The 25,443-nt window shown below is 73.3% G+C and carries 20 protein-coding genes; 12 read left to right on the top strand and 8 right to left on the bottom strand.

What is annotated here, in order from left to right:
• Positions 1-75: 75 nt before the first annotated feature.
• The 5 genes from SM573_RS16865 to SM573_RS16845 all read left to right on the top strand — a co-directional run bounded on the left by SM573_RS16865 (position 76) and on the right by SM573_RS16845 (position 5,143).
• On the top strand, positions 76-858 hold the full coding sequence (locus SM573_RS16865) for an SDR family NAD(P)-dependent oxidoreductase (RefSeq protein WP_474616499.1): 783 nt from the start codon (positions 76-78) through the stop codon (positions 856-858).
• Positions 859-1,040: 182 nt separating this feature from the next.
• On the top strand, positions 1,041-1,553 hold the full coding sequence (locus SM573_RS16860) for a DivIVA domain-containing protein (protein ID WP_474610038.1): 513 nt from the start codon (positions 1,041-1,043) through the stop codon (positions 1,551-1,553).
• Between the two features lie 424 nt (positions 1,554-1,977).
• Positions 1,978-2,454, top strand: coding sequence for a hypothetical protein (locus tag SM573_RS16855; RefSeq protein ID WP_474610039.1), 477 nt, complete (start codon positions 1,978-1,980; stop codon positions 2,452-2,454).
• A 69-nt stretch (positions 2,455-2,523) separates the two neighbouring features.
• On the top strand, positions 2,524-4,296 hold the full coding sequence (locus tag SM573_RS16850) for a glycoside hydrolase family 15 protein (protein WP_474616498.1): 1,773 nt from the start codon (positions 2,524-2,526) through the stop codon (positions 4,294-4,296).
• 112 nt (positions 4,297-4,408) lie between these two features.
• Positions 4,409-5,143, top strand: a complete 735-nt coding sequence (locus SM573_RS16845) for a VOC family protein (protein ID WP_474616497.1) — start codon at positions 4,409-4,411, stop codon at positions 5,141-5,143.
• Between the two features lie 111 nt (positions 5,144-5,254).
• On the opposite strand, the gene SM573_RS16840 is transcribed toward SM573_RS16845, so the two are convergent.
• A complete protein-coding gene (locus SM573_RS16840; protein WP_474610042.1) occupies positions 5,255-5,860 on the bottom strand; it encodes a YdeI/OmpD-associated family protein in 606 nt (201 codons plus the stop codon).
• A gap of 110 nt (positions 5,861-5,970) precedes the next feature.
• Positions 5,971-6,297: a CHY zinc finger protein gene (locus SM573_RS16835; RefSeq protein ID WP_474616496.1), complete on the bottom strand. Its 327-nt coding sequence runs from the start codon at positions 6,295-6,297 to the stop codon at positions 5,971-5,973.
• Between the two features lie 139 nt (positions 6,298-6,436).
• Between SM573_RS16835 and SM573_RS16830 the strand changes: the two genes are divergently transcribed.
• Positions 6,437-6,898 (top strand): hypothetical protein, encoded by a 462-nt coding sequence (locus SM573_RS16830; RefSeq protein ID WP_474610044.1) that lies wholly within the window; start codon positions 6,437-6,439, stop codon positions 6,896-6,898.
• Positions 6,899-6,924: 26 nt separating this feature from the next.
• On the opposite strand, the gene SM573_RS16825 is transcribed toward SM573_RS16830, so the two are convergent.
• Together SM573_RS16825 and SM573_RS16820 are read right to left on the bottom strand one after the other, a co-directional pair.
• Entirely contained in the window at positions 6,925-8,121 is a 1,197-nt protein-coding gene (locus SM573_RS16825) for an epoxide hydrolase family protein (protein ID WP_474610045.1), read from the bottom strand.
• Between the two features lie 197 nt (positions 8,122-8,318).
• Positions 8,319-10,940, bottom strand: a complete 2,622-nt coding sequence (locus tag SM573_RS16820; protein WP_474616495.1) for an AAA family ATPase — start codon at positions 10,938-10,940, stop codon at positions 8,319-8,321.
• A gap of 344 nt (positions 10,941-11,284) precedes the next feature.
• On the opposite strand from SM573_RS16820, the gene SM573_RS16815 reads away from it, so the two are divergent.
• From SM573_RS16815 to SM573_RS16790, 6 genes are all read left to right on the top strand, one after another.
• Entirely contained in the window at positions 11,285-11,467 is a 183-nt protein-coding gene (locus tag SM573_RS16815) for a mersacidin/lichenicidin family type 2 lantibiotic (RefSeq protein WP_474610047.1), read from the top strand.
• Between the two features lie 90 nt (positions 11,468-11,557).
• The gene (locus SM573_RS16810) at positions 11,558-14,719 is read left to right on the top strand and encodes a type 2 lanthipeptide synthetase LanM family protein (RefSeq protein WP_474616494.1); all 3,162 of its coding nucleotides are present in this window, start codon (positions 11,558-11,560) and stop codon (positions 14,717-14,719) included.
• Positions 14,707-16,941, top strand: a complete 2,235-nt coding sequence (locus SM573_RS16805; RefSeq protein WP_474616493.1) for a peptidase domain-containing ABC transporter — start codon at positions 14,707-14,709, stop codon at positions 16,939-16,941. Before SM573_RS16810 ends, SM573_RS16805 begins: the two co-directional genes overlap by 13 nt.
• Positions 16,923-17,552, top strand: coding sequence for a flavoprotein (locus SM573_RS16800; protein ID WP_474610049.1), 630 nt, complete (start codon positions 16,923-16,925; stop codon positions 17,550-17,552). The genes SM573_RS16805 and SM573_RS16800 overlap by 19 nt, the downstream gene beginning before the upstream one ends.
• Positions 17,545-18,201: a DUF3105 domain-containing protein gene (locus SM573_RS16795; protein ID WP_474610050.1), complete on the top strand. Its 657-nt coding sequence runs from the start codon at positions 17,545-17,547 to the stop codon at positions 18,199-18,201. The genes SM573_RS16800 and SM573_RS16795 overlap by 8 nt, the downstream gene beginning before the upstream one ends.
• Positions 18,202-18,293: 92 nt before the next feature.
• Positions 18,294-19,187, top strand: coding sequence for an AraC family transcriptional regulator (locus tag SM573_RS16790; RefSeq protein WP_474610051.1), 894 nt, complete (start codon positions 18,294-18,296; stop codon positions 19,185-19,187).
• 119 nt (positions 19,188-19,306) lie between these two features.
• Here SM573_RS16790 and SM573_RS16785 read toward each other — a convergent pair whose 3' ends face one another.
• Genes SM573_RS16785 through SM573_RS16770 form a run of 4 tightly spaced genes read right to left on the bottom strand, consistent with a single transcriptional unit; the run spans position 19,307 to position 24,865 of the window.
• Positions 19,307-20,182, bottom strand: coding sequence for a carbohydrate ABC transporter permease (locus SM573_RS16785; protein WP_474616492.1), 876 nt, complete (start codon positions 20,180-20,182; stop codon positions 19,307-19,309).
• Positions 20,175-21,107 carry a carbohydrate ABC transporter permease gene (locus SM573_RS16780; RefSeq protein ID WP_474616491.1) on the bottom strand — a complete coding sequence of 311 codons (933 nt, stop codon included), beginning with the start codon at positions 21,105-21,107 and terminating at the stop codon, positions 20,175-20,177. The genes SM573_RS16785 and SM573_RS16780 overlap by 8 nt, the downstream gene beginning before the upstream one ends.
• Positions 21,104-22,351 (bottom strand): ABC transporter substrate-binding protein, encoded by a 1,248-nt coding sequence (locus SM573_RS16775; RefSeq protein ID WP_474610054.1) that lies wholly within the window; start codon positions 22,349-22,351, stop codon positions 21,104-21,106. The genes SM573_RS16780 and SM573_RS16775 overlap by 4 nt, the downstream gene beginning before the upstream one ends.
• 27 nt (positions 22,352-22,378) lie before the next feature.
• Positions 22,379-24,865 (bottom strand): NPCBM/NEW2 domain-containing protein, encoded by a 2,487-nt coding sequence (locus SM573_RS16770; protein ID WP_474616490.1) that lies wholly within the window; start codon positions 24,863-24,865, stop codon positions 22,379-22,381.
• Positions 24,866-25,443 lie beyond the last annotated feature (578 nt).

Genomic DNA, 25,443 nt, shown 5'->3' with positions numbered 1-25,443 from the left:
GACCCTGCCGAAGACCACGGGCGCCACCCCGGTAACGGCTGCTCATGGGACGGGGGGAACCCGATGAAGGTGTTGGTGACCGGGGGGACGAGCGGACTGGGCCTCGCGATGGCCTCCGCCCTGGCCGGCGCGGGCGCGACGGTCGCGTTGACCGGCCGCTCCGGCGAGAACGCGCGCTCGGTCGCCGCCGAGCTGCCCCGGGCGCTCGGCATCGAGCTGGACGTGCGGGACGAGTCGTCGGTGACCAGGGCGGTCGACCAGGCCTGGTCGCGGCTCGGCGGCATCGACCTGCTGGTGAACAACGCCGGGATCGGCATGCGGACGGTCAACCCGCGCTTCATGACGCAGCCGCAGGCGTTCTGGGAGGTCTCCGCCGACGGCTTCCGGACCGTGATCGAAACGAACCTGACCGGTTACTTCCTGGTGGCGCGCGAGGTCACGCCGCGGATGCTCGCCGCCGGAGGCGGACGCATCGTCAACATCTCGGTGAGTGAATCGACCATGGGCCGAGCCGGTTTCGTTCCCTACGGGCCGTCACGCGCCGGCAGTGAGTCGCTCTCCCGGATCATGGCCGCGGACCTGCGGGACACCGGCGTCACCGTCAACCTCCTGCTGCCCGGGGGCCCGACCGTCACGGGCATGTTGCCGCCCGGCGCCGTGGCTGAGGGAGGGCGACAGTTCCTGGATCCGGCGGTGATGGGCCCGCCCATCGTTTGGCTGGCGTCCGATGCCGCCGCCGGCCTGCACGACGAGCGGATCGTCGCGGTCGACTTCGAACGCTGGCTGGACGGCAGGAACAGCAGACGGCACGGCAGGCCCGCCACGGCCGGCCAGGCGGAGATCAGTCTTCAGCACTGAGGCCACGCCCGGGCCGAACGGTGGCGCCTCCGGTGTTCAGGGTGTGATTTCGGTCGACGGTCCTGCTGACCTGTCGGTCTCACGGGTGCGGCCCCCTCCCTCCACGTGGGAGATCGACACGGGTTGGACCGGCTCGTCATCCTGGAACCGGAAGCCCACGCCGTGCCACACGAGGAGGACTCGTGCGCAGACCAGGCAAGACCGCCCTCTTCCTGCTCGGACTCGGCGTCGGCGCAGCGCTCGGTCCGACCCTCGGGCCGGCGGCGGTCTCGGCCGGCATCGCGATCGCCGCGCTCGGCGTCGGTCTCGCGCTGCTCGGCAGGACGGAATCCGATCCCGCCCGGAACGACAGAATCGGCCGCGACGAAGACGCCGGGGTGACCGGCGATGGGACGACCACAGGAAACCCCGTCGTCCTGGACCAACCACCACGGAACCGGAAGCTGCGCTCCTTCACGGATCTGGGCCCCCGGGTGGAACAGATCCTCGGACTCGCCGAGGAACAGGCCGACAAGATCATCGCCGAGGCGCGGCTCGAAGCCGAGAAGGTCGTGACCGCCGCCCGACGGGAGGCGGACGCGCTCCTGAACCGTGCGCGCGAACAGGACGGGATCACCGGCACGCACCAGGGTCTCCCTCCGGCACCGCCCACCCGGGCACCGGCCCCGGACGAGGATTCGAGTCCGCGTGCCTGACGCGAACAGCGCCACCCGGACATCCCCGCGGACCTGACCAGGGGCTGTCCTCGCCGGGCTGGTCGCCGGCTACCAGCACTCCCGATCACGCGGCGTGGGCCGGATCCAGCACCCACACAGGGCCGACAGACGCCACACAACCGCAGGGCGCCGTCCCTCGTTGGATATCCGCTGTCGTCCCCTGACGTGTGAGGTGGGCGCCGCGACCAGAGCCAGGGTGGTGACGTTCTCCGGACGGAGGGTGAACCGATGACCGAGCGGACCCTCGCCGGGCCGCATGCCGCCGCCGGCCGCCGCTGTTCGCCGGCTCATCCCAGGCATCCGGCGAGCCTCGGCCTGCCCCGTGTCGCCCCCGGTTGCGCCGCCCGCCCGGGCGTTCTCGCCGTGCCCCTCGTGAGCACCTGCGGCGTGGACGACCGCTGAGATGGACTGGGCCGGATGGGCACTGTTCGGGTTGGTCGCCACCACGGCCCTCACCGCGACCCTGATTGCCGCTCAAATGGCCGGCCTCACCCGCCTCGACCTTCCCCTCGTGCTCGGGACCCTCGTCACCGAGGATCCCGACCGGGCCCGGGTCGTCGGGTTCTTCATCCATCTCGGCACCGGCCAGGGCTTCGCCCTCGGCTACGCGGCCACATTCGCCCTGCTGCACCGCGCCACCTGGTGGGTCGGGGCGCTGCTCGGACTGCTGCACGTCGGGGTCGCGCTGACGGTGATCCTGCCGCTGCTTCCGGGTGTCCACCCGCGCATGGCGTCGCAGCGGGCCGGCCCGGCCAGCACAGCGGTGCTGGAGCCGCCCGACGTGTTGGCCCTCAACTACGGCGTCCAGACCCCCACGGTCGCGGCGGTCGTGCACGTCGTCTACGGGATCGTCCTCGGTCTGCTTCTCGATGCCACCTGACCCAGCCGCGCCCGTGAGAAAGCGATCTCCATGACTGGTCGGCCCGACGTGACGTACCCTCGGCCCCCGATGCCGATCAGCGACTACGGGCTGCTCGGTGACACCCGCACCGCTGCCCTGGTGGCCAGTGACGGCGGGATCGACTGGCTCTGCGTGCCCCGCTTCGACGGCGAGCCCCTCTTCGGCCGGCTGGTCGGCGGTCCGGCCGCGGGAACCTTCCGGGTGGGCCCGACCGGGCCGGCCACGGTCGTCGAGCGGCGTTACCGGCAGCACACCGCCACGGTGGAGACGACCTGGGCGGTAGGTGGCGGCCACCTCACCCTCACCGAGGCCATGGTGGCCGAGGTCAGCGGCCGCCTGCTGCCCGCGACACTGCTCGTGCGGCGTCTGTCGGCCGAGGGGGCGGAGGTCGACGGCGTCGTCGAGTTCGATCCCCGCCTCGGCGTTCGGCACCGCCGGCCCCGTGTCCACCACCGGCGGCAGACCGTGGTGTGTCAGTGGGGGTCGCTGGCGGTCGCTCTGGACAGCGCACCCGAGTTCACCATCGAGCCGGGCCGGCCCACGCCGATCCGGGTCAGGCCGGGCTGTCCGGTCACCCTCGTGCTGGCCGTGGCCCACCGGGAGCCGCTGATCCACGTCGAGCCGGCGGCCGCCTGGGAACTGCTCATCGAGGACGAGAACCGTTGGAGAGCGTGGACCGCCGGCATCGACGAGTCGTTGCCTTTCCGGGAGCACGTCGTACGGAGCCTGCTGACCCTGCGGCTGCTGACCTACTCGCCCTCGCGAGCCCCGGTGGCGGCGCCCACCACGTCTCTTCCCGAGGATCCCGGCGGGGTACGGAACTGGGACTACCGGTATGTGTGGCCCCGTGACGCGAGCATCGGAGTCAGCGCCTTCCTCAGCGTCGGCAAACCCGATGAGGCCCGCGGCTTCCTCGCGTGGCTGTTGCACGCCAGCCGGCTGCAGCGGCCCCGCCTGCCGGCGGTGCTGACCCTTCACGGCCGGCACGTACCACCGGAACGGCACCTGCCGGGCTGGCCCGGCTACCTCGACAGCGCTCCGGTACGGATCGGTAACGGCGCCGCCCGGCAACACCAGCTCGACGGCTACGGGTGGGTGATCGATGCCGCGTGGGCGTTCGCGCAGGCCGGGCAGAGCCTCTATTCCGAAACGTGGCGGGCGGTGCGTGGCTTCGCCGACCTGGTCGCCCGGTACTGGCAGGAGCCCGACGCCGGCATCTGGGAGGTCCGCTCACCCGCCCAACACGTCCATTCCAAGCTGATGGGCTGGCTCGCGCTGGACCGGGCCCTGCGCATCGCCGACACCCACCCACTGCCCGAGCGCCAGCGCCAGCGGTGGCAGCGGGCCCGCGACGCCATCGCCGCCGAGGTCCGGACACGCGGCTACGACCCCACCGCGGACAGCTACGTGCGCCACTACGGATCCCGGGACCTCGACGCGGCCCTGCTCGTCCTGCCGCTGCTCGAAATGGACGACATCGCGTCGCCCCGCGTGCGGGGCACGATCGACACCATCCGGGACAGGTTGTCCGCCGGCGGTCCGCTCCTCTACCGCTACCCGCCCGGGCGTGACGGTCTTCCCGGCACCGAGGGCGCCTTCCTGCCCTGCTCGTTCTGGCTCGTACAAGCCCTCGCCCGCACCGGACGCCGCCGCGAGGCCGTGGAGCTCTTCCAGAGCATGCTCGACCGCGCCAGCCCGCTCGGCCTCTATGCCGAGGAGATGGACCCCGCGACCGGCGCCCATCTCGGCAACTACCCCCAGACCCTGACCCATGCCGCGCTCGTCCAAGCCGCACTCGCCATCCGGGACGCACCCCACTAGCCTCACCAGCCCGGCGGTCTAGACGGTGCCACCCGGGCCGACCTTCCACCCGCCGAACTGTCGCTCCGGGTCCGGCCCACCGCCGACTTGCACAGGCCCTAGCATCGTCGGCGTGGCAACGCGGCTTGTGCAGATCAACATGAAGGCTCGGGACGACGCCGCGCTGGGCGGATTCTGGGCGGAAGTGCTCGGCTGGGGGGTCTCCAGCGAGGGGCCCGGCGTGACGAACCTCGAACCCGAGGGCGTCGTCTACCCCGACCCCACCGCGGTCTGCATCGACCTCGTCGCCTCCCCGGAACCCAAGACGGTGAAGAACCGGGTGCACGTCGACCTCGCCACCACCTCGGCGGCCCATCAGGCGGAGCTGATCACGCGCCTGAAGGATCTCGGCGCAACACTCGCCGACGTGGGCCAGGGCGACGTGCCCTGGACGGTCATGGCCGACCCGGAGGGCAACGAGTTCTGCGTGCTGGACTGGCACGACCCGATCCAGGACACCGGACCGATCGCCTCGGTGGTGGTCGACTGCGCGGATCCGCGGGCCATGGCCCGTTTCTGGGGCGAGGCCACGGACTGGACCCTGCACAAGGTGACCGACGACAGTGCGGTACTGCGCTCCGCCAAGGACGTCGGCCCGTACCTGCAGTTCCTCCGCACGCCCGAGGCGAAGACCGTCTGGAATCGGGTCCATCTCGACCTCCGCCCGTACCCGGGTGACGACCTGGAGGCCGAGAAGGCCAGGCTGCTCACGCTCGGTGCCACCGCGATCGACCTGGGAGACGACGTTCCGTGGACGGTCCTCGCCGACCCGGAGGGCAACGAGTTCTGCCTCCTCTCCCCCGGCTGAGCCGACCCTGTTCATCGCTCGTCGCGGCACCACCGACCCGGACTCCGCGACGCCCCGGGCGTGACGTCGCGCAGCGCACGGGCGGCGGCGTCGCGTGCGGAGGCTCCGCGATCACGGCGAGTTGGTGGGCTTGGCCTTCTGCGGGTGGATCGTCTCGTGGCGGGCCAGCATGGCGACGAACTCGCCGATCTTCCGCTCGCGGGTCTGCGCCCGTTTGACGGCGTTGAGGCGGTGGATGAGGGCGAACCGGTTGGTCTTGGTGAGTACGTCGAACATGGCCTGGGCGGCGGGGTTGGCGCCGATGGCGGCGAGCAGGTCGGCCGGCACCTCGACCTCCGACGGCGGAGCGTAGGCAGCCTCCCACCGTCCGTCCGCCTTCGCGGCGTCCACCGCGGCCCGGCCCGAGGGCATCATCCGCCCCTGCGCCTCCAGCCGGGCCACGTGGGCGACGTTGCGTTGTGACCAGGAGCTGCGGGGTCTGCGAGGGGTGAACCGGATCCAGGAGGTCTCGTGGTCCCGTTTCCGGGCCTGCCCGTCGATCCAGCCGAAGCACAGGGCCTCGTCGACCGCCTGCTGCCAGGTCAGCGTCGTGGCCGTGCCGCCCTTCCTGGTCAGGGCGAGCCAGACGCCGGGTGAGGTGGCGTGGTTGGCTGAAAGCCACGCCCGCAGCCCCTCGGCGTCCGCGACGATCAACTCATCGAGTTCGGCGCTCCCCATGAGGGCAGCCTATCGCCGAGCCGACGCCGCAGCCTCCGCGTGTGAGCCGGACCGACTCCACCGGGCCGCCGGTCCGGGTCGGGGTTCTCGCCCGCTGAGCCGCGTCCCGATCAGAGGGCGGGAGCCCGGACCTGGAAGTAGAGGTGGGTGTGGAGCCGGCAGCGCTCGTTGAACGCCGCGCGGCAGTTCGGGCAGGAGTCCACCTCGAGGTACGTCTCAATGGTCAGCTCGGTACGGCAGACCCCACAGAGCACCGCGTGCTGCCCTCGCTGGTCGACCGGCCACTGGCTCGCGGGGTGGTCGGCCGACTCCTGGTGGCAGAGGTGGCACGGGTAGTAGCGCAGGCAGCAGGCGAACTTGATGGCGACGACGTCCACGGGCGTGGCGTAGTGCACGCACCGGGTCTGGTCGTCGACGATCCTGCCGTGGATCTGCACGTCGTCGCCTCCGAAGGGTGAGTGCGGCGGTGGTCGCGTCGAGGCGCGCGAAGCAGCCTACTCGGCCGTCGGGCGGATCCGCTGCGCCGCGAACTACGATCGATGCCACCGTCGGTAGTCGAGCGGGCAGGAGCAGCAGATGATCACCGATGCAACGCTCGTCCGGATCGGCCAGGCGGTGGCGTTGCACCACCATCAAGGCCAGCGCGCGGCGGCTCGCGAGGTGTTCGCGCAGATCTGGGACGAGATCGGCGGCGAGCGCGGCGACCCCTTGCACGTGTGCGTCCTCGCCCACTCGATGGCCGACGTGCAGGACGACGTCCACCAGGAGTTGGTTTGGGACCAGCGAGCGCTGGCGGCGGCCGACCTGCTCAGCGAGGCGCGGGTCGCCGAGGCCGGAGTGACGCTGCCGGTGGCCGGCCTGTATCCGTCGCTGCACCTCAACCTGGCTGACTGCTACCGCAAGCTCGGCGATCTCGGCCGCGCCCGGGAGCACCTCCAGCGTGCGCAGGCGGGGATCGGCGCCCTGGGCGACGACGAGTACGCGCGGCTGATCAAGGACGGTCTGGATCGGCTGGCCCAGCAGCTGACGTCCCCGTAGGCACGCGCAGGCTGCGGCCCCCGGCGTCAGGCACTGCGCAGCGGTCGGAACGCGGCCCGCACCTCGGTCGCGAACAGCTCGGGCTCCTCCCACGCGGCGAAGTGCCCGCCCTTGTCCACCTCGTTGAAGTACGCGAGACCGGGGTAGGCGATCTCGACCCAGCTGCGGGGGGCGGCCCAGAGCTCGCCCGGGAACGCCGTGAAGCCCACCGGCACCCTGACCGGCGGAGGAGCCTGGCCCGCCGCGGCGGCCGCGGCCATGACCCGTCCGAACTCCCAGTACCACCGGGCCGACGAGGCGCCGGTGCCGGTCAGCCAGTACAGGGTGATGTTGTCGACGACGCTCTCCCGGGTGAGACCGCCCGACGGCTGCCGGTCGACCAGTGCGCGGGACATCTTGTAGTAGCTGTCCGTGTCGTGGTCGAGCATCCAGGCCGCCAGCCCCACGGGTGAGTCCAGCAACGAGTAGCCGATCGTCTGCGGCCGGGTCGACTGCTCCAGGAAATAACCGAAGCCGTCCGTCGTGAACGTGTTGAGCGCGGCGAGCGCGGTGCGTTCCTGCTCGGATTCCGCGGGCAGTTTGTCCTTGATACCGATCGCCCCGGCGAGCAGGTTGACGTGGATGCCGAGCAGACCGTCGGGCCCCTGGCGGCCCATGGCGTCGGTGACCGCGGCGCCCACGTCGCCACCCTGGGCGACGTAACGCGGGTAGCCGAGGCGGTCCATCAGCTGCGCCCACGCGCCCGCCATGCGGGCGGAGTTCCAGCCGAGTTCGGTTGGCTCGCCCGAGAAGCCGTAGCCGGGCAGGGACGGCAGCACCAGGTGGAAGGCGTCCTCGGCCTGCCCGCCGTACGCGGTCGGGTCGGTGAGCGGGCCGATGGACCCGAGCAGCTCGACGACCGAACCCGGCCAGCCGTGCGTCATGATCAGCGGCAGCGCGTCGTCGTGCGGCGACCGCACGTGGATGAAGTGGATGTCGACGCCGTCGATGGTGGTCGTGTACTGCGGCAGCGCGTTCAGTCTCGCCTCGCACGCGCGCCAGTCGTAGTCGGTCGACCAGTAGCGGGCCAGCTCCTGGACCGTCGCCAGTTGCACGCCCTGCGAGCGATCGCCGACCAGTTCGCGGCTGGGCCAGCGCGTGGCCGCGATCCGGCGGCGGAGGTCGGCGATCGCCTCCTCGGGGATGTCGAGCCGGAAGGGGCGGATGTCCGCGTCGTTGGCCATGGTCTCCACCTGCCGCGTCGGGTCGGCCAGCGCCGAAGCGCCGGCAGGGCTGGCACAGGCCCATCGTCGCACCGGGCCGACGGCGGAAGGACCGAAACGCGGATTCGCCTCGCGTGCCGCCGCCCAGCCCACTCCCGGAACGGCACGACCGGGGGCGCCGACGAGTCGCGCAGGGCTCGCCCGGGTGCATCCGCGAGTCAGCCCGCCCCCTGCAACCCGAGGGCCTGGGCGAGACCCGTCCGTCCCCGCAGCCCGAGCTTGACGTACGCCCGTTGGAGATGGTTCTCCACGGTCCGCACCGAGAGCACCAGCTCGGCGGCGATAGCCGCGTTGTCGTGGCCCGTCGCGGCCAGCTCGCAGATCTGCCGCTCCCGCGCGGTGAGATCGGGTCGCCTGCTCGGTCGAGGTCTCAACGGTGGCCAGTAGCCGCCGCACCGCTCCCGCAGCACGTCGGCCCGGCGGGCCAGCAGGTTCGCCCTGCGGTGGTCGCCGCGGTGGTCGTACGCCGCCTCCGCCGCGATCACCGCCTCCAGCCCGAGGGCCAGGTAGCCGCTGGCCTCCAACGCGGTGCCGACCCGGTCGAGCGCGGCCGCGTCGTCGGTGGCGAGCGCGTGGGCGTAGTCGGCCCAGAGCGTGAACAGCGGGCTGTCGCACTCGGCCGCGGCCTGCGCCAACCGCTCGGCGGTGCCGGTGCCCGGTTCGAGGCGGGAGAGCAGGTGCAGGCACTCCACGGTGATGGTGGTCGCCCCGTCGGCCCGACCGGGCAGCTCGCGCAGCGCGGCGACGGCCGTGGCGAGCTGGCCGTCGGCGGCGGCCAGCCAGGCCGCGGTCAGCTTGGCGTCGGCGCCGACCAGACCGCGGAGCTGCCCACCGTCGCGGTCGGTGTGGTGATCGAGCAGCTGTTGCAGCAGCCGCCGGCTCTCGGCCAGTTCGCCCAGCTGCGCCGCCACGTACGCGTTGGCCGACAGCACGTAGACCCGGATGGGGAACAGGGTGCGCTCCCCGGCGAGGGTACGGGCCTCGTGCAGCCAGCGCATCGAGCGGCGCATCTGGCCGGCGTGGTAGGCGCACTTGCCCCGGGCGAAGGCGAGCAGCCCCACCGCGTCGGCGGCGCCCCGCTCCACCGCGTCCCGGTAGTACCGCTCCGCGAGCCGTTCGGCCTCCGGCAGCCGGCCCGACATCAGCAGGGACTGCACGTGGCAGGTCTGGGTGGCGGCCCGCATCGTCGCCCAGCTGTCGGGGATGTCGACCTCCCCGCTGTCGAACATGCGAGCCGCGCGACCGGGCTGCCCGTCGAAGAGCAGCAGGTAGGGGTGCAGGGCGGTGACAGCGGTCGCCAGCAGGGGGTCCCGCGGCGGGTTCACCGCCAGCCGCGCCAGGCATGCGCGAGCGCCGGCGCTGTCACCGCTGAACGCGGCGATCCCGGCCTCCGCCGCCAGCAATCCGGGGTGCGCCTCGGTGGGCAGGTCGCGGTGGCTCGTGTCGATCACTTCGCGGGCCTGGTCGGGCCGGCGGCCACCCCAGAACATGTTCAGCGCCCGCAGCGCCGCCGCCTCCGCGCGGTCCCGGGGATCGGTCAGCCCCGCCGCGGCTCGGGCGAGGTGTTCGTCCGCGTCGTCGCCCCGGCCCTGGGTCACCAGTGCCCGCGCCACCTGCCAGCTGCCGTCAGCGGAGTCGACGCGGCGGGCGAGCCGCTCGGCCAGCACCGGGTCGTGCCGGCGCAGCGCGTACTCGGAGGCGGTCAACAGGTCGTGCGCGGCCACCGGCAGGTCCGCCTCGCAGCGCCAGGCGACGATGCGGGCGAGGTCGCCCTCGCCGCCGCCGTCCACGGCCGCCAACGCCTCGGCCAGGTTGCGGCGCAGGCGGCGGGCACGCAGCGCGCCGGTGCGGTTGCGCACCACCTCCGCGTAGAGGGGGTGGCCGGTCTGCACGAGCACGGCCGGACCGTGCTGGACCAGCCGGATCAGGCCCCGCTCCTCCAGCTGCTCCGCGGTGCGCGGTGGGACCATCCGCTCGATCAGGGCCAGCGGTGCCGGCTCGGCGTGGGCGACGTACTGCAGCGCCTCGGCCTCGTCGGCGTCGAGGGTGCCGAGGGTCTGCTCGATCAGCTCCGCGAGATGGGTCGAGCACAGCGACTCGGCGGGCCACGTCCACATGCCGTCGCGTCGGACCAGCCCGCCGTCGCGCAGCCCGCACCGCAGCGCCTCGCGCAGGAACAGCGGGTTGCCCTGGCTGATCCGCCACAGCGCGCCGAGGGTCAGGCCGTCGACCGGGCCGCCCAGCGCCTCCCGGACGACGAGCGCGGCCTCGTCGGGGGCGAGCGGCGGCACGTGCACCCGATCCACCGACCGGGACCGCCGCAGCGCGGCCACCGGCGCGGCGTGCAGGGCGTCGGTGCGTACGCTCGCGACCACCCGGACGGTGCCGCCGACCACGAGGCGTTCGAGCAGCGCCCCGGACGCGGCGTCGAGCCAGTTGAGGTCGTCCACGCCGATGACCACGCCGCGGCCCGCCGCGACGTCGCGCAGCCGGCGCTCGACGTCACGGAACACGTCGGCCACGTTCGCGTCGGACGGTTGGGGCAGCCGCCCGGCGAGCACACCGAACGGCACGTCCCGCCACCCTGGTGTGGCGGTGACCCGCAGGACGACGCGCTGCCGCTGCAACGCGTGGTCGAGCACATCGTCGAGCAGTGACGTCTTGCCGACTCCCGGGTCCCCGGTGAGCAGGACACCCGACCCGGACGCGTCGAGCGCGGTGAACACCTGTTCGCGCTCACGCGTGCGGCCGACGAACGGCCAGCCCGCGTTGCCGTCCACGAGACATCCCCGCGCCGCCACTGAACCCCCTCATCCCCCGGCCGGACCACCCGGCGGCCCGGTCTGCGATCCCGTCCTCGATCCGCTCGGCCGGCCGGATCAGGACGTACGGCGGCCTGAGTGACTCGGGCCCACCCTCACACACCCCACGCGGTGCGGCCGTCGCCTTCCGGACACGCCTGCACACGGAACGCTCCGGCCCGCCGGAATGGTTGTCGGCGGCGCGACAGGACCGCCGTGGACTGAGGTAGCGGCTACTCATGTGCCGCCGTTCGTCGCCGCAGAGGCTGGTTCTGCAAGCGACCGCCGGGCAGGCCGGACGGTCGTCGTGAAAGGAGACCCGCATGTCCATCACCGACATCGTCAACGGCTGGAAGGACGAGTACCGCCGCGCAGCGACCGCCGAGGCCGCCGAGGCCCACCCGGTCGGGGTGGTGGAGCTGGACCGTGACCAGCTGGAGACGGTCGCCGGCGGTGCCGCCGCCACCACCGGTCACACCACGGCCTGCTGCCACTGCGTCTGCTGAGTCCGTACGGCAACCCGATCGCGGGTACCGGGGGCCCGGGCTGCGGCCCGGGCCCCGCCCACCGTCCGACCACCGCCGCTGGAGCGCCGCATGTCCACTGTCCCGCAACCCGCCGACGACGACCCGACCGCCCGGATCGAGCAGCGGCTCCTGGCCGCGCTGACCGTCACCGAACGGCTGACCACTCCCCCGCCTCCCGCCGTGGAGCCCGGTGAGCGGTCCCGGTGGCGGCTGTCGCGCTGGCGCACCGGCGGCGCCTTCCCCGACGACGAGGACTGGCGCCGCCGGCTGGCGGCGGAGGGCCTCGACGAGGGCACGCTGCTCGCGCTCCTGGACGAGCCGCCGGCGCGGCTCGCCGCCCGACTGGGCCGGGTCCCGGAGTGGATCCGCGACCTCGTGGCGTGCTACCGCGCCGCACCGGCCGCGGGGATCGACTCCGAGCTGCTGCCCGGCCGGCCGCTCGACGCGTCCCTGGCCCTGGTCGCGCCGCTGGTCGCCCGGGCCAGGGCCCGGGTGGCGCGACGGGCCCGACAGCTCGCCGAGCGCGCACCCGACCTGCTGCCGGCCGACGCCGACCGCCTGGGCGTGACCGGGCTGCTCGACGAGCTGGTGGTGGTGCTCAGCCGCGCCGTCGTCCTCGAGCTGAACATCGACCGGTTGCGGGGCGCGACGCCCGGCGGGACGCCGCAGGAGCGGTACGCGGCCTTCTTCCGCCGCCACCACGCACCCGAGTCGGCGCTGGCGCTGCTGGCCGACTATCCCGTCCTGGCCCGGCAGGCGTACGACCTGACCCGCGGCTGGGCCGACCGCACCGTCGAGTTCCTGGAGCGGTTGTGTGACGACGCCACGACGCTGGGCGCGACGTTCCACGGCGGTGCCCGACCGGGGCGCCTGGTCCACGTGGAGGAGACCGGCGACCCCCACCGTGACGGCCGCCGGGTGCTGGTGGCCACCTTCGACAGTGGTCTGCGGCTGGTCTACAAGCCGCGGCCGGTCGCCGTCGAGGCCCGCTTCCAAACCCTGCTGGCCTGGCTCAACGAGCGGGGCGCCGACCTGCACACGTTCGCCGTGGCGCCGCGCGGGGGCCACGGCTGGGCCGAGTACGTCGGCGCGGCCTCCCCCACCACGCCGGACGGGCGGCGCCGGTTCGCCCGCCGGTACGGGGCACTGCTGGCCCTGTTGCAGGCCGTCGGCGCCACCGACTGCCACCGGGAGAACGTGATCGTCCACGGGGAGCATCCCGTCCTGGTCGATCTCGAAACGGTGTTCACACCCGCGGTCTCCCGGGCCGCGACTGCCCGCGGGGGCGGCGACGCGATCGCCGACTCGGTGCTCGCGGTGGGGTTGCTGCCCCGGGCCGACGAGGCGGCGGGTCCCGCCGGCAACGGCTGCAACTGCTCGGCCTGGCAGGCCGAGGGGACCGACGAGATGCGGCTGTGCGCGCCCGGCCACCGGCACGACGAGCACGACGCGGGCGGCGTGGAGCCGGACACCGCCGATGTCGGCGCGCATCTGCCGCAGGTGCTCGACGGCTTCACGGCCACGTACCGCCTCCTCGCGGCGGTACGTGACGACCTGCTCGCCCCGGACGGGCCGCTCGCCGCGTTCGCCGACGACGAGATCCGGGTGGTGCTGCGCCCGACCCGGACCTACCTTCGGCTGCGCGACGCCGCCCTGCACACCGACGCGCTCCAGGACGGCCTGGACACCGAGCGGTTGCACGACTGGCTCTGGTCGGGGGTGGCCGAGCTGCCGCTGCTGGCCGCCACCGTCGCGGCGGAACGGGCCGACCTGGCGCGCCGCGACGTGCCGATGTTCACCACCACTGTGGGCTCCCGTGACCTGTGGACCAGCCGGGGGCAGCGGCTGCCCGGTCTGCTGGCCCGGTCCGGCCTCGGCGAGGCGCGACGTCGGCTCGCCCGGCTGGGAGAGGCCGACCTGGCCCGGCAGCGCTGGCTCGTCCAGGCCGCCTTCACCGCCCGGGTGGACGCCGCGGACGCCCCGCACGCCCGGGTGCGCTGGCGGCTGGCGGACGTGCCGTCGGCTCCGGTGGCGCCGCCCGCGGCGTACCTGGCCGCGGCGAGCGAGGTGGCCGACACGGTGGCCGCCCTCGCCTGCCCCGGGCCCGAGCCGACCTGGTTCGGCCTCAACCCGGCCAGCGCGGCCCCGGGCCGCTGGGCGCCGGCGCCACTCGGCCCGCACCTCTACGACGGCCTCGCCGGGGTGGCGCTCTTCCTGGCCCACGCCGGTCGGCTCACCGGCGAGCAGCGGTTCACCGATCTCGCCGATCGTGCCGCCGCCGGGCTCACCGCCCGCATCGTCGACCGGCGCATCCCCGACGACCGGATCGGCGCGTTCACCGGCTGGGGCGGCCTGGTCTACACCCTCGGCCACCTCGGGGCGCTGTGGCAGACCCGCCGGTTCGCCCCGGCCGTGGACGTGGCTCTGGAGCGGATCACCGCGCTCGCCGCCACCGACCAGACCCCCGACCTGGTCGACGGGTCGGCCGGGGCCGTCCTCGCCGTGTCTCGCGCCGGTCTGGACCCGGAGCGGGTCGGGTCGGCCGTGCGGGGTGCGGCCCACCGGCTGCGCGCCGCGGCGGACCGCTACGCCCACCCGTCGGAGCGGGCCGCCCTGGGTGGGCTCGCCCACGGGGCGGCCGGGATCGCCGCCGCGCTGGCGCACGCCTCGGCGGTGACCGGTGACACCACGTACGCCGACGCCGCCGCCCGGGCACTGACCTACGACCGCACGCTGTTCCGTCCCGCCGAAGGGAACTGGGCCGACCTGCGGCGGCCGGGACGCTGCGCGGTGACCTGGTGCCACGGCGCCCCCGGGATCGGCCTGTCGCGCCTGCTCGTCCGCGACGCCCTCGGCTCGGACGACAGCCTGGACGCCGAGATCACGACCGCGGTCGCCACCACACTGGCCACCGGGTTCGGGCGCAACCACTCGCTGTGCCACGGCGACCTCGGCAACCTCGACCTGCTGCTGGCCGCCGCCCCGCGGCAGGCCGCCGCGCCGGCCACCGCGGTGCTCCGCGACGGCCTCGCCGACGGCTGGCGCTGCGCGAACCCGACGGCGCTGGCGTCCCCCGAACTGATGACCGGCCTGTCCGGGATCGGGCTGGCCCTGCTGCGACTCGCCGCACCAGAGCGGGTGCCGTCCGTGCTGCTGCTGGCACCACCCGCCGGGTCGGCCCGTCCCGGCACCCGCACGCTCGGCCACCGGGAGCGGCAGTGGGCCGCCTGACCGGGAGCGGGACGCGCCGGCTCTGGCCGGGTCGGCGCCGCGTCCCGGTGGTGCTCCAGATGGCCGACGCCGACTGCGGCGCCGCCTGCCTGGCGATGATCGCCCGCTGGCACGGCGTACGCGCCGCGCTGGCCACCGTCCGGGAACGGCTCGACGTCGGCCGGGACGGGGTCACGGCGCGCGCCCTGCTCGCCGTGGCACCACGGTTCGGGCTGCGCGGCCGGGCCTTCCGGGCCGACGCGGCCCACGTCGCCGCCCTGCCGCTCCCGGCCGTCGCGCACTGGGAGGACGCTCACTTCGTCGTCGTGGAACACGTCGGCGAACGCGGGATCCGGCTGGTCGACCCGGCGCTCGGACGCCGGCTGCTCACCCCGGACGAGTTCGCCGCCGGGTTCAGCGGCACCGTGCTGACCTACACCCCCGACCCGCAGTCACCGCCCGAGCCACCGGCCGTCCGGCCCGGACCGGTCGCCCGGCTGCGACGCGCGCACCCGCTGCTGCGGCCGTTCCTGCCGCGGCTGGGTGCCGCGTTCACCGTGTCGCTCGTCCTGCAGGCGCTGGGCCTGGCGCTGCCGATGGCCACCACGGTCGCCTTCGACCAGATCATGCCGGCCCGCGAGACCGCCCTGATGCCGTACCTGGCGCTGGCCATCGCCGCGCTCGTGCTGACCCAGTTCGGCGTGGCCTACCTGCGGTCCCGGCTCCTGGTCACCCTCCAGGCCCGGGTCGACGCCGCGCTCATGACCCGGCTGTTCGGGCACCTGCTGCGGCTGCCGTACGCGTTCTTCCAGCAACGCGCCAGCGGCGACCTGATGCAGCGGCTGTCCAGCAGCATCCTGCTGCGCGAACTGGTCACCACCCAGGTGCTGACCGCGGTCATCGACGGGGTGCTGGTGATCGCGTACTTCGGTGTGCTGCTCGCCAGCGACCTCGCCTTCGCCGGACTGGCCGCCGCTATCGGCACCGCCCAGGTGGTGGCCGTCGCGGTGGTCAACGGCCGGCTGCTGCGGCTGAGCCAACGACACCTCACCGTGCAGGCCGACGCGGAGAGCGCGCTGATCGAGGCGCTGTCCGGCATCGCGACGGTCAAGTCCATGGGCGCCGAGCAGCAGGTCTTCGACGGCTGGCTGCGCCGGTACACCACGGCGCTCGACGCCGACGTGGCCCAGAACCGGCTATCCGCCACGGTCGCCAACATCACCGCCAGCGTGCAGCTCGCCGGCCCGCTCGCGCTGCTCTGGCTCGGCACCGGTCGGCTCTTCGACGGCGCCGGCCTCGGTGAGACCCTCGGCCTGCAGGCGCTGGCCCTGTCCGCCCTCACCCCGCTGGCCTCGCTGGTGGCCAGCGCCCAGGTGCTCCAGTCGGTGGTGTCGCACCTGCAACGCCTACGCGACGTCTTCGCCGCACAGCCCGAACCGGCGGGCGAGCCGGGCCTGCCCGCGCCCCGGCTCACCGGCCGGATCAGCGTCCGCGACCTCACCTTCCGCTACGACGGCGCCGCGCCGCCCGTCCTGCACGGGATCTCGTTCGACGTCGCGCCCGGGGAGAAGGTCGCCATCGTCGGCCCCTCCGGCAGCGGCAAGAGCACCCTGGCCATGCTGCTGACCGGCCTGTACCGGCCGACCGCCGGGGAGATCCTGTTCGACGGGGTGCCGCTGTCGCACATCGACCCGACCGCGCTGCGCCGCCAGTTCGGCGTCGTGCTGCAGGAGAGCTACCTGTTCCGCGACTCGATCCGGCGCAACGTCAGCCTGGTCCACCCCGGCATCGGCATGCCGGCGATCCGGGCGGCCGCCGAGGTCGCGGCGATCGACCAGGACATCGCGGCGATGCCGATGGGCTACGACACCCAGGTCGCGGAGCGGGGCCAGGCCCTCTCCGGCGGGCAGCGGCAGCGGCTCGCCATCGCCCGCGCGGTGGCCGGCCAGCCCGCCGTGCTCCTGCTCGACGAGGCGACCAGCCACCTCGACGTGGCCACCGAGCGGCGCGTCGACCGGGCGATCTCGGCGCTGCGCTGCACCCGCATCGTCGTGGCCCACCGGCTGAGCACCGTGCGCAACGCCGACCAGATCCTCGTGGTCGCCGGCGGACGCATCGTCGAGCGCGGCCGCCACGAGGAGCTGCTGCGCGCCGACGGCGTCTACGCCGACCTGGTCCGCTGCCAACTGACCGACGACAACTCTCCCCTGCCAGGAGGCGAATCGTGGCTACCCGTACCGTGACGACCACCGACCGGCCGCACCGGCCGGACGCCCCGCCCACGGCCGGCGACCCGTTCCCGGCACGCCGGATCCTCGTGGCCGCCTGCGGCTCGGCGGACGTGCTCACCCTCCCTCAGTCGATCATGGTGATGCGGCACGCGCTGGGCCTCGACGTGCGGGTCGTGCTCACCTCCGCCGCGGCGCGTTTCGTGCCCGCCCGCTCGTTCACCCTCGTGACCGGACACCCCGCCCTCGTCGACGAGGACGCGACCACGGAGGTGCCGCACCTCGCCCTGACGGCCTGGGCGGACCTGGTGCTGGTCCTGCCGGCCACCGCCAACACCCTGGCCAAGGCGGCCCTCGGCATCGCCGACAACCTGGTCGGCACCTGCCTGCTCGCCGCGGCGGCGCCCGTCGTCCTGGTGCCCTCGATGAACCGGGCGATGTGGGAGCGCCCCGCGGTGCAGCGCAACGTCGCGCGGCTGCGCGACGACGGGTACGGCGTGGTCCCCCCGGTGCCGGTCCTCGCCCTGAGCACCGGGACCCTCGACGGCCGGGGAACGCCACCCATCGAGGTGGTGCTGGAGTTCGCCGCCGCTCACCTGCGCGGCCTGGACGGACGCCGTGGCTGAGCCACGGCGGGCGGCCGGGCCGAGGATCGCCGCCGTCACCGTCGCGCTCGGCGCCGTGCTGCTGGCCGTGGCGGTGGTCCCGTTCGTCCGCGCGTACGCCGACTCGGCCGCTCGCCGCCCCGCCGCCGACATCGGCGTCGGCCTCGACCGGGCCGGCTGCGACCCCGAGCTGACCGACCCGGTCCGTGGAGTCGGGGTCCACGTCGGTCCCGGCACCGCCGAGCCGTACGCCACGCGCGTCCAGTACGACCTGGTCCCCCCGTCGTCCGGGCCGCACTTCGTGGTGCCGGCGCCGGCCGTGCGACGGTTCTACACCCCCCGGGACCGGCCGGCGATCGAGATCCTGGTGCACAACCTGGAACACGGCTACACCATCCTCTGGTACGTCGAGCCGCTGGTCCGGGACCAGATCGAGGACCTGCGGGCGCTGGCGCGCAAGTTCGGCGACGAGCGGTACGGGGGCAGGTTCGTGGTGGCGCCGTGGGATCCCGGCTACGGGGAGTTCCCCGCCGGCCGGCCCCTCGCCCTGTCGCACTGGGGCGCCACCGCCGGGTACCGACAGTTCTGCGCCGCGGTCAGCGGTGCGGCCGTCGAGCGGTTCGTGCTGGCCCACCCGGCGAGCGACGCACCCGAGCCGACCGGCATGTGACGCGGCCGAAACCCGGTACCGCGCCTCCCGCCGGACGGATGGGTCTGCGCCCGCCATGGACAATCCGCTGGTCCCGCGCGCACCATGGACCGGTGCCGCTCCAGGAAGGGTTCCGGGGACAACGGTTGACGTCGGTCCCCCGTCCGCTCGTCGCCGAGGCGCTGCGGCGCCCGATCACCGGGCGGCTCCTCGTCACCGACGCCGGGTACTACCCGGACGCCGCGGACCACCGGATGCAGCGCCCTCGGGGCACGCCCGAGGTGGTCCTGATCGTGTGTGCCTCGGGCTCGGGCTGGGCGCGCGTCGGGGCCGGCACGCATCGGATCGGGGCGTGGCAGGCGCTGGTCATCCCCCGAGGGGTCGCGCACGAGTACGGTGCCGACGAGCGCGATCCCTGGACGATCTGGTGGGCCCACCTGATGGGGTCGGACGTGTCGAAGCTCGCCGACTGCATGGAGGCCACCGTCGACCGGCCCGTGGTGCCGGTGCGCTCCATCAACCGGACGGTCGCCCTGTTCGACGAGATCGTCACCTGCCTCGAACGCGACCAGTCGCCCATCCGCCTGCTCGGCGCGGCGGGGACGGGGTGGAAGCTGTTGACGCAGATCAGCGTCGACCGGGTGCTGCCCGAACCGGGGGACCCGTTGCAACGCGCCATGAGCTATCTGGCCGAACGCCTCGACGGGAAGGTGAAGGTGCCCGAGCTGGCGCGCCTGGTGGGCGTGTCGCCGTCCCACCTGAGCACGCTGTTCCGCAGGGCGACCGGAGGCGGGGTGTTGGCCCACCACACCGCGCTGCGCATGGCGCGGGCGCGGCAGCTGCTCGACACGACGGATGCGACGGTCAGCGAGATCGCCGCCGAGATCGGCTTCGACGACCCGTTCTACTTCTCGCGGGTCTTCCGCAGGCACCACGGGATGAGTCCGAGCAGTTTCCGCCGCCGCTATGACGGCTACGACGGCGTCGGCGCCACCTTCGAGGTGTGACGGAACGCCCACCCGGCGGTCCGGAGGGGCGAGGGCTCGTCCGGGTACCGGCGTGGTACCCGGACGAGCCGACGGACGCCGCGACGTCCGTCGCCGGTGTCCGGCGGGCGGGCGGTCGTTCAGCCCTTCAGACCGCTGCTGGCGATGCCGGAGAAGAACTGCCGCTGGAGCGCCAGGAAGATCAGGATCAGGGGTAGTGACGCGACGAGGGCACCGGCCATGAGGGTGGGGTAGTCGGTCCCGAACTGCCCCTGGAGGCCGGCCAGGCCGACGGTGAGCGGTCGCCTGTCGCCACGCGGGGTCACGATGAGCGGCCAGAGCAGGTCGTTCCAGGAGTACAGCGAGGTGAGGACGGCCAGCGCTGCCATGGTCGGGCGGGCCATGGGGAGCATGACGTACCAGAACGTGCGCAGGGGTCCCGCGCCGTCGAGGCGGGCGGCCTCCTCGAAGCCGGCGGGGATCGACATGAACGCCTGGCGCATCAGGAAGATCCCGAACGCCGAGAACATGCCCGGGATGGCCAGGGCGGGAACGCTGTCCAGCAGCTGGAGATCTCTGATGATCTCGAACTGCCCGATGAGGAACAGTTGGCTGGGCACCATGAGCATGGCGATGAACAGGCCGAACAGGAGCCTGCGTCCGGGGAACCGGAGTCGGGCGAAGGCGTAACCCGCGAGCGCCGAGACGGTGAGCTGCCCGATCACGCGGAGCACGAGCGCGGAAACCGAGACGGTGAGCTGCGCCCAGAACGGCACCGAGCCGAAGAACGTGGCGAAGGCCCCGGTGGTCGGGTCTTCCGGCAGGAGCGTCGGCGGCACCTGCGAGGCCTCGCGGCTGGACTTGAAGATGGTGAGCAGTTGCCAGACGAACGGTGCCACCATCACGACCGCCGCGACGGCGAGGACGAGGTGGATGACCCACTCACCGCGGCGGGATGCCTTCGAGCCGGTCACCGCGCGGTCGATCCGCCTGCGCCGCGGGATCCGATCAGTCATAGAACACCCACCGACGCTGCAGGCGGAACTGGATGAGGGTCGCGGCCATGATCACCATCAGCAGCACGATCGCGATCGCCGCCCCGTAGCCCTGGTCGAACTCCACGAAGGCCTTCTCGTAGAAGAGGTAGACGATGGTCTTCGAGTCGGCCAGCGCGGTGTTGTTGACGCTGCGCAGCATCACGAAGATCAGGTCGAACATCTGCAGCGCGGAGATCACGGTCAGCACGGTCACCAGGAACACGCTCGGCGACAGCAGCGGCAGGGTGATCCGGAAGAACTGGCGGACCCGTCCCGCCCCGTCGAGCGAGGAGGCCTCGTAGAGGTCCTGCGGGATCGACTGGAGTCCGGCGCCGAGGATGATGAGGTTGATGCCGAGGCTCATCCAGATGCCGACGACACCGACCGCGTAGATGGTGAAGGTCGCGTCGGCGACCCAGTACTGGCCGGGCACGCCGACCAGGGAGAGGACGTAGTTCAGCAGGCCGAAGTCGCCGTTGTAGATGAAGCGCCAGACCATGCTGACCGCGACCGGCAAGGTCACGACCGGCAGGAAGAACAGGACCCGGTAGACGGCGCGGCCACGGCCGACCTGCTCGATGAGCGCGGCGAGGACGATCGCCACGGGTACGCCGAGCAGCAGGATCGCGGTGTACAGCGCGGAGTTGCGCAGGGCCTGCCAGAAGCGCCCGTCGCCGAGCAGTTCGGTGTAGTTGTCGACTCCGGTGAACGTGCCCGGTCCGAAGGCCGGCACGTCCATGAAGCTCTTGCCGAAGGTGGTGAGGAACGGCCAGACGTAGAGGGCGACGAGGCCGACGAACGCCGGGGCGATCATCAGGTAGCCCCAGCCGGGTGCGGGTAGAAGTCCTCCCCCGCGGCGGCGGGTGCGCCGCCGCGCGGGAGGGCTGGCGACGTCGGTGGTCACTGCGCGAGTACCTCGTTGATCGCTGTGTTGTAGGCCCGGGCGGCGTCGGCGACACTCTGCTTGCCCTCCCACGCCGGCCCGAGGTACTGCGTCTCGAGACCGGTCCACTTCGCGGCGTCACCCGCGATCGGCAGCGGCACCGAGTAGCCGACGGCGTCGACGAAGACCTTGAGGTCGAATTCGGGCATCGCGTCGAGCCAGCCCTGCTGGGTGCCCTGGTACGCGGGCAGCACCGCGCCGCTCTTGGCCTGGATGACGGCCGCGTCCTTGCCGCTGGCGAAGATGAGGAACTCGGCGAGTTCCTTGGGGTGCTCGGTGCCGGCGTAGCCGGCGTTGAGGATCCCGCTGATCATCGTGGCCCGCTGCTTCCCCTTCGGCAGCGGCGCGACGCCGACGTGGGGACGCAACGCCTGGTCGCCGTAGAGGCGCTGGGCCCAGAAGGAGCCGGAGAAGTACATGGCGACCTTCTGGTCCATGAACATCTGCACCGCTTCGGTGTCCGAGAGCTGCTTGAGCGTCGGCGAGAGCCCCTCGGCGTGCATCTGCGTCCAGAACTGCAGGCCGGAGATGGCCTCGGGGCTGTCGATGGCGGCCTTGCCGTCGTCGCCGATCACCTTGCCGCCGGCCTGGTAGATGCTGTTGTAGTAGCCGCCCTGCCGGTCGATCGGGGCGGCGATCCCCCACACACCGGCGGCGGGGTCGGTCAGCTTGCGAGCGGCCTCGCGCGCGTCGTCCCAGGTCCAGCTGTCGTCCGGGTAGGCCACCCCGGCCTTGTCGAACAGCGCCTTGTTGAACCAGATCCCGTTCGTGTCGAAATCCTTCGGCAGGCCGTACAGCTTGCCGTCGACGTCGTACAGGTCGAGCACGGCCTCGGGGTAGGCAGCCAGGTCGACGCCGGCGGCCTTGACCGCGTCGGTGATGTCGAGCAGCTGCTTGCCCTTGGCGTACGCGGGGAACTGGTCGGCGAGCATCCAGAACGCGTCCGGGGCGGTGCGTCCCGCCGCGCCGACCTGGAGGGTGGACCAGTACTCGGGCCACGGCAGGACCTGCACCTGGACATCGATGTCGGGGTGGGCGTCCTCGAACGCCTCGGCGATCGCCTCCATCGCCGGCTTCTGGTCGTCGCTCCAGGTGGCGTAGGTCAGGGTGACCGTGCCGTCTCCCCCGCCGCTGCCGCCGCATCCGGTGGCGGTGAGGGTGGCCAGCACGGCCGCGGCGGCGATCCATCTCTTGCCGTGTCGCATGGTTTCTCCTTGGTGGCTGGTCGAGCTTCAGTGCTCGACCGGTGTGGTGGTGGCGTGGTGGGTGTGGAGACGACCCGACGCCCAGTCGACGTGGGCCGCCTCCGGGTGGTCGGGCAGGGTGTCGGCGTGCAGGCGCAGCGTGGCGGCGCCTCGGACGTCGACGTCGATGTTGAGCGGAGCTTCGCCCGAGCGGACGTCGGCGCTGAACAGCGGCACCCCGTCGGCGTGCACGCTCACCCGGGCGACGGTGCCGGGGGTTTCGTCGTCGACGCCGACGCGGGCGGTGAAGCGGTCGGCCGAGCCGCCCAGGTAGAGCTCGATCCGCGACGGCGTGGACGCGCCCAGCCCGTCGTCGAACTCCGTTCCGGCGACGCGCATGCGGCGGCCGTCGCCCGGGTTGCCGCCACCGTTGCTCTGGTCGCGTTCGATCGGGCCGCTCTCGTTCTCGAACGCGACCATGGTCAGCGTCGACAGGCGGTGGGATCCGGGCGTCAGGGGCCGGAACAGGCGGGCGTGCGCCACGACCGGGACACCCTCCTCGCCCGGCAGCTCGACCGTGACCACGCCGGCCCGGCCGGGCGCCAGGGCGGCGGGCGCGGTGACCCGCCAGCGGTCGCCGTCGAGGTGCTCCGCCGACCAGCCGGGTGGCAGCCGCAGGCGCCCGTCGGTCCGCAGCACGGCCGTGCCGTCCGCGCCGAGCAGCTGGACGGCCGGGTCCACCCGCGGGGCGCGCTGCTCGGACCGCGCGACGGCTCGGTGCAGCCGGGCGTCGCGGGCGGCGACGATCGCGACGAAGCCACCGTTCTCCGCCACGTCGACGACCAGTTCGCCGTCGACGGATCGCCCGTGCGAAGCGAGGCCGCCCGCGGTGGCGTCGCCGACGATCCAGGCGTCGGCCGGCCCGAGTGCCAGCCGGTCGAGCGGGACGGTGAGCCGGCGCGCCGGCCCGGTGGCGATACCGCCGACGAACCAGCGATCACCGCGCCGGCGGGCGATGACGGCCTCGTGGTCGGGGTCGCCGGCGAGCAGCACCGTCTCGTCCCACGCGGGCGCGAGCTCCGCGAGGAACCGCGCGGCGTCGGGCCGGGCGAGGTAGGCGTCGACGTCGTCGGCGAAGTGGGTGATGCCGCATTCGAACGCGACGCTGAGCGCGAGCTCGTGGCCGTCGCTCGTGGTCCGTCCCGGCGCGCCGAACGCGACAGGCGTGTAGTCCATCGCCCCGACCACGTTGCGGGTGAAGGGCTGGATCACGTTGTGCGCGGCGGTGAGCGGCGTGTCCTGGTAGAAGACGTAGTACTCGCTGCCGCGGACGGCCTCGTAGCCGATGACCTGCGGCCAGGTCCGCGCCCATCCCCGCGGGATGACCGAGCCGTGGAAGTTCACGTGCAGGCCGAGCCGGGCGGTCTCGGCGAGGATCGTGTCGTACCAGCGGTAGCGTTCCTTCGACTCCGACTCCATGAAGTCGACCTTGATGCCGGCGACGCCCCAGGACCGCCACAGGGCGAGCTTCGCCAGGTTCTCCGGCCCGTCGAGGTCGTGCCAGACCGCCCACAGGTGCACCTGGACGCCGCGGCGGCTCGCGTAGGCGACGATCTCCGGCACCCACGTCTCGTCCCAGCCGCAGTCGATGAGCAGATGCTCCCAGCCGAGGCGGGCCGCGACGTCGACGAAGTGCCGCTGCCGGTGCAGCTGGGCTCCGGAGTAGAAGTCCGACCACCACGACCAGGCGGCGCGGCCGGGACGCACCCACCGCGCGTCGGTCGACGGGTCCGCCGGGGGCGCCAGCTCCTCGACGAAGCGGCTCTCGACGATCGCGGCGAGGTCGCCGATCACGAACACCCGCCAGGGGGTCACGGGACCGCGGGTGATCTCGACCGACTCGTCGGCCAGCGCGAACCGCGTCTCGCCCCCGTCGTGGATCTCGACGTGCGCGCCGCTGAAACGGCCGTCGATCGCCGCCTCGGTGAGCAGGACGTACGCGCCCGCCCGGGGTGAGCGGACGAGAAGCGGGAACCCGTAGGCGCCCGGGGGCAGCTCGGCGACGTCGGCGCCGAAGCGCGGTGTCTCGTACCAGGTCTGGTAGTCGAGCGCCCACACACGGGCGTCGGGTTCGAGCGTGAGCCGGGTGCGGTCGGCGTCGAGGCGACCGTGGCCCTCCAGCCGGGCGAGCACGTAGCGGACGGCCACGCCGTCCGCACCGGCCCGGACGTGGATCTGCCACTCGGCTCCGCTGTCGTGTCGCAGCTCGTGGACCGTCTCGCGGTGCGTGTACCGGTGGGTTCCCGTCGCCTTGCCGGACCGGGCGGTCCACTCGTCGGTGATCTCGTGGTCGCGGGAGCGCAGGAGGACCGAACCGGCGTCCAGGTCGACGCCGCCGACGCGGAGGCCCAGCCGGACCCCGTCGAGGACGGTGAGCCCGTCACACCGCACGCGCAGGACGACGCCGTCCGCTCGCACCTTCACCTCGGGCTCGACGCGCTCGCGCAGTGCCGTCGGGCCGATCTCGTTGACCACATCGTCTCCGTGCCGTACGGGGAGCCGAGCGGGCGGATCCCCGGCACGGCGGGTTCCGACGCTAGGGTCGCGGCAGCCCGCCGGGAATGTGCATTCGAACTCGGAGCCTGGACGATTCGCTGCTGTCTGAGGGGAGCGGGCGGCGGCGAGACCCCGCCCGCTGCCCTCGACACAGGGACGATCAGAGCACCGGGCCCAGCCGCAGGCGGTCAGCCCCCACGGCGGCCCACGCCGCCGGCCACCCGGTCGAGGCGTTCACCGTCGTCTCCGGTATCGGGCCGTTCCCGAACGTCGTGCGGTCACCCGCGAACGGGCCCGGACGGCCGCGTGATCCAGTCCGGCGCGGGGCCATCGTGCCGCCCCCGCCGGTTCAGGCCCGTGGCGGCGGCTCACCGCTGGACGAACGAGCCGCCCCGACGAACTCGGTACCACGGGGTGCCGATCGTGCGGCCGGTGGTCTCGGGCGTCGAAGCGGAAGTTCTCGTGGCGGGTGACGGCGGGGCCGCCGTGGCAGTGGACGCAGCGGTGCCCGGGCAGGGGAAGACGTGCGCGCCGGAGGGCGCAGGACAGGACGATAG

The sequence above is a fragment of the Micromonospora xinjiangensis genome, from assembly GCF_056150165.1.
The sequence above is the reverse complement of the archived record's forward strand: the minus strand, read 5'-3'. Positions and strand labels throughout refer to the sequence as shown.

Coding starts and splice junctions, on each gene's coding strand:
- SM573_RS16775 (WP_474610054.1), bottom strand. CDS start 22,351: ATGCGACACGGCAAGAGATGGATCGCCGCCGCGGCCGTGCTGGCCACC.
- SM573_RS16815 (WP_474610047.1), top strand. CDS start 11,285: ATGTCCATCACCGACATCGTCAACGGCTGGAAGGACGAGTACCGCCGC.
- SM573_RS16825 (WP_474610045.1), bottom strand. CDS start 8,121: ATGGCCAACGACGCGGACATCCGCCCCTTCCGGCTCGACATCCCCGAG.
- SM573_RS16810 (WP_474616494.1), top strand. CDS start 11,558: ATGTCCACTGTCCCGCAACCCGCCGACGACGACCCGACCGCCCGGATC.
- SM573_RS16840 (WP_474610042.1), bottom strand. CDS start 5,860: ATGGGGAGCGCCGAACTCGATGAGTTGATCGTCGCGGACGCCGAGGGG.
- SM573_RS16785 (WP_474616492.1), bottom strand. CDS start 20,182: ATGACTGATCGGATCCCGCGGCGCAGGCGGATCGACCGCGCGGTGACC.
- SM573_RS16830 (WP_474610044.1), top strand. CDS start 6,437: ATGATCACCGATGCAACGCTCGTCCGGATCGGCCAGGCGGTGGCGTTG.
- SM573_RS16855 (WP_474610039.1), top strand. CDS start 1,978: ATGGACTGGGCCGGATGGGCACTGTTCGGGTTGGTCGCCACCACGGCC.
- SM573_RS16850 (WP_474616498.1), top strand. CDS start 2,524: ATGCCGATCAGCGACTACGGGCTGCTCGGTGACACCCGCACCGCTGCC.